Annotated in this window: 11 protein-coding genes and 2 pseudogenes; 10 read left to right on the forward strand and 3 right to left on the reverse strand. The window is 71.4% G+C overall.

All coding sequences use genetic code 11. From position 1 onward, the window contains the following. The 4 genes and pseudogenes from JFB92_RS07255 to ptsP form a co-directional block, all read left to right on the forward strand. Positions 1-210: pseudogene (locus JFB92_RS07255) on the forward strand (1-phosphofructokinase); the annotation flags it as partial. A 22-nt stretch (positions 211-232) separates the two neighbouring features. Beyond that, a pseudogene (locus JFB92_RS07265) lies at positions 233-2,157 on the forward strand (PTS fructose transporter subunit IIABC). A 13-nt stretch (positions 2,158-2,170) separates the two neighbouring features. After that, the gene (locus tag JFB92_RS07270) at positions 2,171-2,452 is read left to right on the forward strand and encodes an HPr family phosphocarrier protein (protein ID WP_199036490.1); all 282 of its coding nucleotides are present in this window, start codon (positions 2,171-2,173) and stop codon (positions 2,450-2,452) included. After that, positions 2,449-4,092, forward strand: a complete 1,644-nt coding sequence (ptsP, locus tag JFB92_RS07275; RefSeq protein ID WP_199036492.1) for a phosphoenolpyruvate--protein phosphotransferase — start codon at positions 2,449-2,451, stop codon at positions 4,090-4,092. Before JFB92_RS07270 ends, ptsP begins: the two co-directional genes overlap by 4 nt. A 4-nt stretch (positions 4,093-4,096) precedes the next feature. Here the strand turns inward: ptsP and JFB92_RS07280 are convergent, their stop codons facing one another. Then, entirely contained in the window at positions 4,097-5,074 is a 978-nt protein-coding gene (locus JFB92_RS07280; RefSeq protein ID WP_199036495.1) for an aldo/keto reductase, read from the reverse strand. Positions 5,075-5,181: 107 nt separating this feature from the next. Between JFB92_RS07280 and JFB92_RS07285 the strand changes: the two genes are divergently transcribed. The 5 genes from JFB92_RS07285 to JFB92_RS07305 all read left to right on the forward strand — a co-directional run bounded on the left by JFB92_RS07285 (position 5,182) and on the right by JFB92_RS07305 (position 10,324). Then, positions 5,182-6,387: an ROK family transcriptional regulator gene (locus tag JFB92_RS07285; protein WP_199036497.1), complete on the forward strand. Its 1,206-nt coding sequence runs from the start codon at positions 5,182-5,184 to the stop codon at positions 6,385-6,387. A gap of 194 nt (positions 6,388-6,581) precedes the next feature. Beyond that, positions 6,582-7,874, forward strand: a complete 1,293-nt coding sequence (locus JFB92_RS07290) for an ABC transporter substrate-binding protein (RefSeq protein WP_199036505.1) — start codon at positions 6,582-6,584, stop codon at positions 7,872-7,874. Positions 7,875-7,884: 10 nt separating this feature from the next. Beyond that, on the forward strand, positions 7,885-8,859 hold the full coding sequence (locus JFB92_RS07295) for a carbohydrate ABC transporter permease (RefSeq protein ID WP_307789048.1): 975 nt from the start codon (positions 7,885-7,887) through the stop codon (positions 8,857-8,859). Between the two features lie 5 nt (positions 8,860-8,864). After that, positions 8,865-9,743, forward strand: a complete 879-nt coding sequence (locus tag JFB92_RS07300; protein WP_199036507.1) for a carbohydrate ABC transporter permease — start codon at positions 8,865-8,867, stop codon at positions 9,741-9,743. A gap of 65 nt (positions 9,744-9,808) precedes the next feature. Beyond that, positions 9,809-10,324, forward strand: coding sequence for an adenine phosphoribosyltransferase (locus JFB92_RS07305; RefSeq protein WP_199036509.1), 516 nt, complete (start codon positions 9,809-9,811; stop codon positions 10,322-10,324). 8 nt (positions 10,325-10,332) lie between these two features. On the opposite strand, the gene JFB92_RS07310 is transcribed toward JFB92_RS07305, so the two are convergent. Both JFB92_RS07310 and JFB92_RS07315 read right to left on the reverse strand, forming a co-directional pair. After that, complete coding sequence (locus JFB92_RS07310; protein ID WP_199036511.1) at positions 10,333-10,926, reverse strand: bifunctional 4-hydroxy-2-oxoglutarate aldolase/2-dehydro-3-deoxy-phosphogluconate aldolase; 594 nt, start codon at positions 10,924-10,926, stop codon at positions 10,333-10,335. Beyond that, positions 10,923-11,840, reverse strand: a complete 918-nt coding sequence (locus JFB92_RS07315) for a sugar kinase (RefSeq protein WP_199036513.1) — start codon at positions 11,838-11,840, stop codon at positions 10,923-10,925. Before JFB92_RS07315 ends, JFB92_RS07310 begins: the two co-directional genes overlap by 4 nt. 121 nt (positions 11,841-11,961) lie before the next feature. Between JFB92_RS07315 and JFB92_RS07320 the strand changes: the two genes are divergently transcribed. Beyond that, complete coding sequence (locus JFB92_RS07320) at positions 11,962-12,387, forward strand: hypothetical protein (protein WP_199036515.1); 426 nt, start codon at positions 11,962-11,964, stop codon at positions 12,385-12,387. The last annotated feature ends 35 nt before the right edge of the window (positions 12,388-12,422 follow it).

Consider the following 12,422-nt stretch of genomic DNA (forward strand, 5'->3'; position numbering starts at 1 on the left):
CCCGTGGCCAGCACCGTCGGCGCCGGCGACGCCGCCCTGGCCGGGTTCCTCGCCGCCGGAGGCGCCGGAGCGCGGGCCCTGGCCGCGGCCGTCGCCTGGGGGACCGCCGCGGTCACCCTGCCCGGCAGCCGCATGCCCCACCCGCACGACATCGACCTGCAGGCGGTCGAGACCACATCGCACCCGGACGCCGCCCGGGTCCTGACCTGACAGACCACAGAGGAGACAGCCAATGACGGATCTCATCAACGCCGACCTCGTCGACCTCGACCTGACCGGCGAGGACCGCTACGAGGCCACCGCCCTACTGGCCGAACGCCTGGTGGAGGCCGGACGGGTCACCGACCTCGACGGCTTCCTGGCCGACGTGCGGGCCCGCGAGGAGCAGATGCCCACCGGCCTGGAAGGCGGCATCGGCATCCCCCACGCCCGCAGCGCCCACGTCACCGCACCGACGCTCGCGTTCGGACGGTCCACCGAGGGCGTCGACTTCGGCGCCGCCGACGGTCCGGCCGACCTGGTGTTCCTCATCGCCGCCCCCGAAGGCGGCGGCTCGGAGCACATGACCATCCTCGCCTCGCTCGCCAGGCGGCTGGTCCACAAGGAGTTCAAAGACGCCCTGCGCGCCGCGCCCGACGCCGACGCAGTGGTCGCCCTGATAAAGAAAGAGGTGCTCGAACAGTGAAGTTCGTAGCCGTCACATCCTGCCCGACCGGCATCGCCCACACCTACATGGCCGCCGAGGCCCTCGAGCAGGCCGCCACCGAGGCCGGACACGAGATCCAGGTCGAGACCCAAGGAGCGGCCGGAGCCGAACCGCTCGACCCGGCCGACATCGCCGCGGCCGACGCGGTCATCTTCGCCGCCGACGTCGAAGTCCGAGACAAGGAGCGCTTCGCCGGCAAGCCCACCGTCTCCGGCGACGTCAAGCGCGGGATCAACCACGCCGCGGCCATGGTCGCCGAGGCCGCGGAGGCCGCCGAGAAGGCACCGGCCACCGCCGGAGCTCCCGCGCCCGCCGCCCCGGCCGCCGAAGCGCCCAAGGTCGGCCCCGGGGCCCGGCTCCGCATCTGGCTGATGACCGGCGTGTCCTACATGCTGCCGTTCGTCGCCGCCGGAGGCATCCTCATCGCGCTCGCCTTCGTCATCGGCGGCGCCGAGATCGCCCCCAAGGTCAACGGCGGCGAATTCGAAGGCGTCACCTACGAGGCCATCGCCAACCCGACCGACATCCTCGCCCAGGTCGGCATCGCCGGGCTCATGTTCTACCTCGGCGGGCTCGCCTTCTCGATGCTGGTGCCCATTCTGGCCGGCTTCATCGCCTTCGGGATGGCCGACCGCATGGGCATCGCGCCCGGCGTCGTCGGCGGCCTCATCGCCGTCAACATCGGCGCCGGATTCCTCGGCGGCCTCGTCGCCGGACTGCTCGCCGGGGCCGTGGTCATGGCCCTCAAACTCATCAAGGCGGGCCAGGCGTTCTCGGGCATCATGCGGATCGTGGTGATACCGCTGGTGAGCGTGTTCGCCGTCGGCTTCGTCATGCTGGTGCTCGTCGGACAGCCGATCGCCTCGGCCCAGGAGGGCCTGACCGACTGGCTCGAGGGGCTCTCGGGCACCAACGCGATCCTGCTGGGCCTCCTGCTCGGCGCCATGATGGGCTTCGACCTGGGCGGACCGGTCAACAAGGTCGCCTACCTGTTCGGCGTCGCCGCCATCGCCAGCGACAACTTCGCGATCATGGCCGCGGTCATGGCCGCCGGGATGGTGCCGCCGCTGGGCATGGCCCTGGCCAGCGTCATCCGCAGGAGCCGGTTCACACGCGCCGAACGCGAGGCCGGCAAGGCCGCCTGGCTGCTGGGCGCCTCCTTCATCACCGAAGGCGCGATCCCGTTCGCCGCCGCCGACCCGCTGCGCGTCATACCGTCCACCATGGCCGGAGGCGCCGCCGCCGCGGCCGTCTCCATGGCCTTCGACGCGACCCTGCGGGCGCCGCACGGCGGCATCTGGGTCATCGGCCTGATCGGCAACGCCTGGGGCTTCCTGATCGCGCTGCTGGTCGGCACCGCCGTCACCTGCGCGGTCGTGCTCGGCCTGAAGTCGGTGGCCCGCAGCGAGCGCGCCGCCGAAGTCGAAGACCGCGCCATGGCCACCATCTGAGAAGGGAAGAGACATGCCGCAACGCCGCGTCACCGTCGGCTCGAGGGTCGGGCTCCACGCCCGCCCGGCAGCCCTGTTCGTGCAGGCCGCCGCCGCCCAGGACGTCCCGGTCACCATCGGCAAGGACGGCGTCGAACCGGTCGACGCCCGCTCCATCCTCTCGGTGATCGGACTCGACGCCAAGGGCGGCGAAGAGGTCGTCCTCCACGCCGAGGGCGAGGGCGCCGAAGCGGCGCTCGACGCGCTCGAGACCGTCCTCGAAACCGACCACGACACATCGGAGAAGCCGACATGAACGCTGAGACGTCGGGGATCGGGGTCGCCCCGGGGGTGGCCTCCGGGCCGGTCGCCCGGCTCGCCGCCCCGCCCGAACCGCCCGCCGACACCGGGCCCGAGGCCGACCCCGCCGCCGCACTCGAGCGGATCAAGGCCGCCCTCGAATCCGTCGCGACCGAACTGGACGCCCGCGCCTCGCGGGCCTCCGGCCCGTCCGCCGACGTCCTGTTCGCGCAGTCGATGATGCCGCGCGACCCGGCCCTGGCTGAGCGGATCTCGAAGGCGCTCTCCGACGGCCGGTCGGCGCCCCGCGCCGTCGCCGAGGCCTTCGCGTCCTTCCGGGCCTCCCTGGAGGCCGCCGGAGGCTACCTCGCCGAACGCGCCGCCGACCTCGACGACCTGCGGGACCGGACCTTGGCCGAACTGCTCGGCCTGCCGATGCCGGGCCTGCCCGACCCGGGCCACCCGTTCGTGCTGGTCGCCCGCGACCTGGCCCCGGCCGACACCGCCGGACTCGACCCGGCCCGGGTCCTGGCCGTCGTCACCGAAGCGGGCGGCCCCACCAGCCACACCGCGATCCTGGCGAAGTCGATCGGCATCCCCGCCGTCGTCGCCTGCCCCGGGGCCGGCGGCCTCGCCGACGGCGACCCGGTCCTGGTCGACGGACGCACCGGCGCCGTGACCGCCGACCCCGACCCGGCCGCGGTCCAGGCCGCCCTCGAAGCCGAGGAACGCCGCCGCGCCGCCCTCGAAGCGGGCGGCGGCCCCGGCCGCACCGCCGACGGCCGGCACGTCCAGCTCCTGGTCAACCTCGGCTCGGCCGCCGACCTGGAGGCCGCGGCCGGGGCCGACAGCGAAGGCGTCGGCCTCTTCCGCACCGAGTTTCTCTACCTCGACCGGGCCGCCGAGCCGACCGTCGCCGAGCAGACCGAGACCTACCGGCGGGTCTTCGCGGCCTTCGCCGGACGCAAAGTAGTCGTGCGCACCCTCGACGCCGGGGCCGACAAGCCCCTGGCATTCGTCGACCACGGCCACGAGGACAACCCCGCGCTCGGGGTGCGCGGCATCCGGATGGCCCGCCGCCACCCGCGGATGCTCGACGACCAGCTGGAGGCCATCGGAGCGGCCGCGGCGGACGGCGAGGCCGAGGTGTGGGTGATGGCCCCGATGGTCGCCACCGCCGCCGAGGCCGCCGACTTCGCCGAACGCTGCCGCGCCCGCGGACTGCCGACGGCCGGGACCATGATCGAGGTCCCCGCGGCCGCCCTGCGGGCGGACCAGATCCTGCGCACCTGCGACTTCGCCAGCCTCGGCACCAACGACCTGGGCCAGTACACGATGGCGGCCGACCGGATGAACGGCGAGCTGGCCGAGCTGCTCGACCCCTGGCAGCCCGCGCTGCTGGAACTGGTGGCCCTGGCCGCCGAGGCCGGGCGCGAGCTCGGCAGGCCGGTCGGGGTCTGCGGCGAGGCCGCCAGCGATCCGCTGCTGGCCTGCGTCCTGGTCGGGCTCGGGGTCACCAGCCTGTCCATGGCGCCCTCGGCGCTCGGCGAGGTGCGCGCCGAGCTGGCCGCCCGCACCGGCGCCGACTGCGCGGCCATGGCCGCCGCGGCCCTGGCCGCGGCCGACGCCCGCGAGGCCAGGGCGGCCGTCCGGTGACCGGCTACCAGCGGTGGTGGACCTGCGGGCGGATCAGCTCGTCGTAGACCGCCGCCACCTGCCCGTGCACTGACCCGGGCAGCGGGGCGAAGTCGGCGGCCGCGGCGTTGGCGCGGGCCTGCTCGGCGTTGCGGGCGCCGGGGATGACCACGGTGACGCCCGGCTGGTCCAGGATCCAGCGCAGCGCGAACTGCGCCATCGTCATGCCCTCGGGCACCAGCGGGCGCATCCGCTCGACGGCGGCCAGCCCGGTCGCGTAGTCCACGCCCGCGAAGGTCTCACCGACATCGAAGGCCTCGCCGTGCCGGTTGAAGTTCCGGTGGTCGTCGGCGCCGAACTCGGTCCCGGCCGTGTACTTGCCCGACAGCAGGCCCGAGGCCAGCGGAACCCGGGAGATGACGCCGACCCCGGCCTTCTCGGCGGCCGGGAGCACGGCCTCCAGCGGCTTCTGCCGGAACGGGTTGAGGATGATCTGGACCGTCGCCACGCCCGGCCTCTCGATCGCGGCCAGGGCCTGCTCGCAGGTCTCCACGCTGACCCCGTAGGCGCGGATGCGGCCGGCCTCGACCATCTCGTCGAGCGCGGTGAAGACCGCCTCGGAGTGGTAGACCGGCGTGGGCGGGCAGTGCAGCTGCACCAGGTCGAGGGTCGGGACCTCGAGGTTGGCGCGCGAGTCGTCGTTCCAGACCTGGAAGTTCTCGGCGCTGTAGTGCTCGGGGACCTGCTCGACCCGCCGCCCCATCTTGGTGGCCACGGTGATCTCCGGGTGGCGGCGGCGCAGCCCGGCGATCAGGCGCTCGGAGCGGCCGTCGCCGTAGACGTCGGCGGTGTCGAAGAAGTTCACGCCCGCTTCGACCGCGGCCTCCAGGGCCGCGTTCGCGTCGTCCTCGCCGACCTCGCCCCAGGCCGCGCCGATCTGCCAGGCGCCGAAACCGATGACGCCGACCGGCACGCCGGTCCTTCCCAATACTCGTTGCTCCATGCGGGCGAGCATAGCCGCCGCCAACGGGCAACGTTCTATACGGTTTGACCGGCGTGACTTCATATAACCCATTTACAAAGGTCGCCTGCCGTCGTAGGCTTCGATACATGAAGTCCACCTCGCGCGACATCCGCATCCGCAACTGCTTCTCGGTGCTCAGGCACCTCATTGCGGATTCGCCCACCTCGCGGCAGCAGCTCGCGCGCGCGACCGATCTGAGCGTGGCGACCGTCTCGAACCTGGTCACCGACCTCATCGAGCTCGGCGTGGTCGTCGAGATCGGGCGCGAGGACTCCGGGGGCGGGCGGCCGCGGGCGCTGCTGGCCCCCAACACCGGCGGCGGCGTCCTCATCGGCGTCGACGTGGCCGAGACCTACGTCCAGATGGAGGTCTACGACCTCGGACTGTCCGTGCTCGAACGCGTCGAGGAGCGCCTGGACACCAGCGAGAACAGCCCCGGGGCCGTCCTGGGCCACATCGTCGACGGCGTCAAGGCCGCGCGGGAGCGCCTGGACGGCAGGCCGATCCTCGGCCTGGGCGTGAGCCTGCCCGGGCAGGTGGACGTGGCCGGGGGCGTGTCGACGTTCGCGCCCAACTGGAACTGGCGCGACGTGCCCTTCAGGGACCTGCTGGAGCAGCGGCTCGACCTGGACGCCCCGATCTATCTGGACAACCCGCTCAAGACCGTCACGGTCGGGGAGCTGTGGTTCGGCGACGGGCGCGGGGTCGACCGGCTGGCCGTGGTCAACCTCGGTACCGGCTGCGGGGCGGGCCTGGCCTTCGGCGGCGAGCTCTACCGGGGCGCGTCCAACGCCGCGGGGGAGTGGGGCCACACCGTCATCGACCTGGAGGGGCCGCAGTGCAGGTGCGGCTCGCGCGGCTGCATCGAGGCATATATCGGCGCCCCGGCGATCCTGCGCCAGTGGGGCGAGCTCGACGAGCGGGCCGCACACGGCTCGCAGGACGAGGCGATGGCGGCCCTGGCCGCGGCCTGGGCGGCGGGCGAGCCGGCCGCGGCCGCCACGATCGAGTCGGTGGCCGTCAAGCTCTCGGCCGGGCTGGCGAACCTGGTCAACGTCCTCAACCCGGACCTGGTGGTCCTCATCGGCTGGGTGACCCGGGCGCTGGGCGACCGGCTGCTGCCGGAGATCGAAAGTCGCCTCCCCGCCTACTGCCTCGATGCGACACTGGGGTCGCTGCAACTGAAGGTCAATCACCAGCGTCGCAACATGGTCGGCCTGGGGGCCGCGGCCCTGGCACTGGAGGGGCATCTGAGTCGGATAAACACTGTCGGGGCACGCGCGCGCCGCTGAGGCACCGCTCTCCAACATCTTCGAACACAAATCGTTATCGAGAACTTAATCCAACCCATTGACAAAGCCAGTGTGTCCCGTAACACTGGGAATCGGATCGAGAAGTGTTGATTCTCCTCCGCGGCGTCGACCAAGACCCGGGGTCGCACGGGAGCCCTTCACTTGACCTCTCAACGTAGCGAGGAGCAAAAAAGATGGTTGCTTCAGGCAATTCAAAGAAAGCGTTCGCAGACTTCATGGTGAACCGGCGGCGCATGCTCGCCCTCGGCGGCATGGCCGCGGGAGCGGGCGCGCTGAGCGCCTGCGGCGGCGACACCGGACGCGATGACGGCGGCGACGGCGACGGTGCGTCGCTGCTGCAGTGGTACCACGAATACGGCGAGGCGGGCACCCAAGAGGCCGTCCAGCGGTACGCCGAGGAGTACACGGACGCAGGCGTCTCCGTGGAGTGGATTCCCGGCGACTATGACGCGGCGATCAGCTCCGCCCTGCTCACCGACGACGCCCCCGACGTCTTCGAGTGGCACCTCAACCGCGCCATGGTCGAGGCCGGGCAGGTCGAGCCGCTCGACGACATCCTGGCCGACGTCATCGACGACATTCCCGAGAGCGACATCGCCCGCAACACCCTCGACGGCACCATCTACGGCGTCCGGATGATCGACGACCCGCAGTACATCGTCTACCGGCCCAGCATGTTCGAGGACGCCGGCATCTCCGCGCCGCCGACCACCTTCGAAGAGCTGGTCGACATCGCCATCGAGCTGACCACCAGCGACGTCAAGGGCATCGACTTCGGCGCGGCCGGCGGCACCGACCGCTTGGGCCAGCACATGATCCACAGCCTCGGGCTGTCGTTCATAGGCGACGACAAGCAGGCCGGCTTCGACGACCCGCGCATGGCCGAGGCCGCCGAGCAGGTCGTGCGGCTCAACCAGTCCGACGCGCTGCTGCTCGGCGCCCCCACCGACTGGTGGGATCCTTCCTCGATGAGCCAGGGTCTCACCGCGATGTCCTGGACCGGTCTGTGGACCATGCCGGTGCTGCTGGAGAACCTCGGCGACGACATCGGCGTCTTCCCCAACCCGGGCTTCGTCGACGGCTCGCCGACCGTCTTCAACGGCGGCTGGTCGGCCTTCGTCAACGCCAACAGCTCCAACGTGGAGGCGGCTAAGGCCTTCACCAAGTGGCTGTGGGTCGACAACACCGAGAACATCCTCGACTGGTGCCTGAGCTACGGCTTCCACATCCCGGCGCGGCTGTCGCTGCGCGAGCAGGCCGACGAGCTCAGCTCGGGCCCGTCCGCGGAGGTCGTGGCCATGTCCCAGGAATACGGCTGGGCCGAGGATCCCGACTGGACTCCGACGATGAACACCGCCGTCCAAGACTGGCTGAGCAACGTCGTCAACGAAGGCGCCGACCCGGTGGACGAACTCTCCAAGACCGTCGAGACGGTCAACTCCGAACTCGATGGCATCTTCGGTTAAGGGGAACTGAGTGGCCGTCACCCGAAAGTCGGCCGAACCGGCATCATCGGCAGCGGGGGCGCCCCGGCGCCCCCGCCGCCGATTGTTCGGCGGCCGCAACCTCGCTTTCTGGTACTTCGTCGGGCCGTTCCTGATCGGCCTGGCGATCTTCACCTACATCCCGGTGGGCTGGTCGGCCTACCTGTCGCTGTTCGACGCGCGCAACACCGTCACCCCGGCCTCCGAGGACTTCGTGGGGCTCGACAACTTCGCCACGATGCTCACCGACGAGAACTTCCGGCGGAGCCTGATCACCTTCACGGTGTTCGCGCTGTTCGTGGTGCCGCTCACGTTCGCGGCATCGCTCGGGCTGGCCCTGGCGGTCAACCGGGTCCGCATCATGCGGGCCTTCTTCCGGTCGGTGTTCTTCCTTCCCTTCGCCTGCTCCTACGTGGTGGCGTCGCTGGTGTGGAAGATGTCCATCTTCACCGGTGTGCGCTACGGCATGATGAACACCGTCCTGGAGTGGTTCGGGGTCGAGAACATCGCCTGGCTCGCCGGGAACGACCCGCCGTGGTTCTGGCTGGTCATCGTGACCCTGCGAATCTGGATCCAGTGCGGCTTCTACATGATCCTGTTCATCGCCGCGCTCCAGCAGATCCCCGAGCAGCTCTATGAGGCCGCCTACGTCGACGGTGCCAAGCCCGGCCGGCAGACCTTCTGGCACATCACCATGCCGGGGCTGCGCGCCACCTCGGTGGCGGTGCTGATGCTCATCGTCATCCAGGCATACCAGGCGTTCGACGAGTTCTACAACCTGCTGCCCAACAACGGCAACGTGCCCTACGCGCGGACACCGCTGATCTACCTCTACAACACCGCGCTCGGTACGGGCCAGGATCTTGGAAGGGGCTCGGCGGGTGCGCTCATTCTCGCGCTGCTGATCGCGATCGTGACCCTGCTCCAGGGCAGGTTCCTCGGCTTCGGCAAATCGGAAGGACGGTGAGCGGAATGCTGGACACTAAGCCGCAACGGCGCAAACCGGTCGGATACAAGCCCGGCGTCGGCTCCCGCGCCTCGCGTGTGGTCAACCTCGTGGGGCTGCTGGCGCTCGCGGCGGTCTTCCTGATCCCGTTCTACCTGATCGTGCGCAACGCGCTCTCCACCACCCAGGAGATCACCGCACCCGAGTGGATGTGGTTCCCCACCGACATCCAGTGGTCGAACTTCGCCGAACTGTTCAACGACCCGATGGTGCCGATGGCGCGCAGCCTCTGGAACTCCACGGTAGTCGCCGTGCTCACCACGGTCGGCACCCTGTTCCTGTGCACTACGGCCGGATACGGGCTCGCCCGCATCCCCAACCGGTTCTCGAACCACGTGTTCTACGCGATCCTGGCCACGCTGATGATCCCCAGCGCGATCACCTTCGTGCCCAGCTTCGTGCTGGTCTCCAGCCTCGGCTGGGTCTCGGACCTGCGGGGCCTGATCATCCCGACCCTGTTCAACGGCTTCGTGTGCTTCCTTTGCCGCCAGTACTTCCTCGGCTTCCCCAGGGAGCTGGAGGAGGCCGCGCGCGTCGACGGGCTCGGGTACTGGGGCGCCTTCTGGCGGATCGTGATCCCCAACTCGAAGGGCTTCCTGGCCGCCATCGGCGTGATCACCTTCGTGACCTCCTGGAACGCATTCCTGTGGCCGCTGGTGATCGGCCGGAGCTCGGACTCGTGGACGGTGCAGGTCGCCCTGTCGACCTTCCTGACCGCGCAGACGATCAACCTGCCGCAGCTGTTCATGGCCGCCGCCGTGGCCATCCTGCCGCTGGTGTTCGTGTTCCTGTTCCTCCAGAGGTACCTCGTCCAAGGGGTCACCCAGTCCGGACTCAAGGGCTGAGACCGACCGCGCCCCCGGCCCCGCGGCCGGGGGCGCGGTCCGCGGCCACCGGATAGGCTGGCCCGGTGGAACTGACCGATTACGTGCCCGTCGTCCCCGACTTCCCGCAGCCGGGAGTCGGCTTCCGCGACATCACGCCCCTGCTGGCCCACCCGGAGGCGTTCCGCACCTCCATCGACCGGCTCGAGGACGCCTGCGCCGCCCACCCCTTCGACTCGATCGCGGCCTTCGACGCCCGCGGGTTCCTGTGGGCCGCGCCCCTGGCCGACCGCACCGCCAAGCCGCTCGTCCCCATCCGCAAGGCCGGCAAGCTCCCCAGGGACGCGGCCGCCGAGAGCTACCACGGGGAATACGCCGAGGTTCGGGTCGAGATCCACGCCGACGCCGTCGCGCCAGGCGACCGCGTCCTGCTGGTCGACGACGTCATCGCCACCGGCGAGTCCATGGCCGCGGGCGTGCGCCTCGTCGAGGGCCTGGGCGGGACCGTCGCCGCCTGCGTGGCGCTGCTGGAGATCGCCGCGCTCTCCGGGCGCGACCGGCTCACCGGCCACCCGGTCGTCTCCCTCCTCGGCAGGCTCTGACAGGCCGGTCAGCCGACCAGCTTGGCGAGGTTGGCCGGGTCGGCCAGCGCCGAACCCATGCCGATCGCCGAGGCCCCCGCCTCCAGGTACCGGCCGACCTCGTCCGGGCCGACCCCGCCGGTGCCCACGAACCGCGCGTCCGGGAACGGCCCCCGCATCGCCTTGAACCAGGCCGGACCCAGCACCGAGGCGGGGAAGACCTTCACCCAGGTGCAGCCCAGCTCGCGGGCCCGCTGGACCTCGCTGGCGGTCGCCACGCCGGGCAGGTGGGGCAGCCCGGCCTCATGGGAGGCGGCCACGACGGACGCGTCCAGGCCGGGGGCGACGGTGTAGGCCGCTCCGGCTTCGGCCGCGCGCTCGACGTGCCCGGCCGAGACGACCGTGCCGGCCCCGACGGCCAGGCCGCGCTCGCGCCCGGCCGCGACGGCCGCGGCCAGGGCCTCCTCCTGGCCCGGCTGTCCGATCGGGACCTCCACGAGGCCGACCCCGCCGTCCCAGACCGCCGTCGAGAGCGCCACGGTCTCCTCCGGCGGCAGGCCCCGCCAGATCGCCATCACGCGCTGGCCCTCGAAGAGCTGGTCGAAGTACTCGCCTTGGTTCATTGTCGCGACTCCAGGATCGATGTGACGGTGGCCGGATCTGGCGGTGCGGCGAGGTCGCCGACGGTCTGGAGGGCCCCGGCGGCGAGCCGGTGGCCCAGGCGCATGGACTGCGCGTCTCCGGCGCCCTTGAGGCGCCCGTAGAGGAACCCCGCGGCGAAGGCGTCGCCGGCGCCGACCGGCTCGACGATCTCCACCGACTCGGCGGGGGAGTAGCGGCGGTCGTCGCCGCTGAAGCAGGTGACGCCCGCGCCGCCGTCCTTGACCACGAGGGTTCCGGCGCCCGGCAGCCGCTCGCGCACGTCGTCGGGGCTCTCGGCGCCCCACAGGGTCTCGGCCTCGTCGAGGCCGACGAAGGCGATGTCGGCCCGGTCGGCCAGGTCGGCCAGGACCGGGCCGGCGGTCTCGACCGGCCACAGCGCCGGCCGGTAGTTGACGTCGAAGCTGACCTGCGCCGGAGCCAGGGCCCGGTCGACCAGGAGCTCCTCGACCAGGGCGCGGCAGGACCCGGACAGCGCCGGGGTGATGCCGGACAGGTGCAGGATGCGGGGAGGCTCGGCGCCGCGGAGGTGGCCGGGGGCCATGGTGGAGGCCGCCGAGCCGGACCGGTAGTAGTGGACGCGGGTGCCGTCGGGGCCGGGGTTCTTGAAGTAGACGCCGGTGGGCCGCTCGGGGTCGACCTGGACGCCGCCGGCGTCGACTCCGGCCGCGGCGAGGGCGTCGGTGACGCGCTCGCCGAAGGGGTCGTCGCCGACCTTGCCGCGCCAGCCGGAGCGGGCTCCCAGCAGCGCCAGGCTGATGGCGACATTGGACTCGGCCCCGGCCACGCCGATCTTGAGCTCGGGGGCGCGGCGCAGGTCGTGGTGCGGCGCCGGAGCGAGGACGACCATCGACTCTCCGAGGCAGAGGACTTCCATCGGCAACTCCTAGAGCGTAGGCTGCCCACAGCCTACCGGTCCGCTGACAAGCGCTTGCCACCGTGTGGACCGGTGCGGACGCGCTAAGGTGGAGGCGACCCGAGGGCCGAGGGTGTGAGCGATGACCGGTACCCAGTTGACGAAGCTCTTCGCCTGGGCCATTGGGGTGCTGATCCTGCTGTGGCTCCTGGCGGAGTGCCTCGGCGGCGCGAACCCGACCGGTCCGGCGCCCGAGGAGATCGAGCAGGAGAACCAGCAGCTGGTGGACGACTGCCGCCGCACCTGGGAGGCTCTGGAGCTGCTCGGCACCGCCGACCACGAGAACCTCGGCCGGGTCGTCGACGAGATCGAGATCCTGGCCGCCGAGATCGCCGACCCGGAGCTGGGGGCGATGGCGGCCGACTTCGGGGTGCGCGCCGAGGAGATGGTCGACTCGGTCGAGCCCGGCGACCGGGAGGCGTTCGAGGAGAACTACCGGCTCTTCCGCTCCCTTACCGAGGTGGATCTGTCCATGCGCTGCGCCGGGGCGGCGGGGGCCGGGATGTGACGCATTGACAATCGTGGAGTCCGTGGCTAATCTCT

Origin of the sequence: Glycomyces salinus (assembly GCF_016428645.1) — a bacterium.
GTDB classification, from domain to species: domain Bacteria; phylum Actinomycetota; class Actinomycetes; order Mycobacteriales; family Micromonosporaceae; genus Glycomyces; species Glycomyces salinus.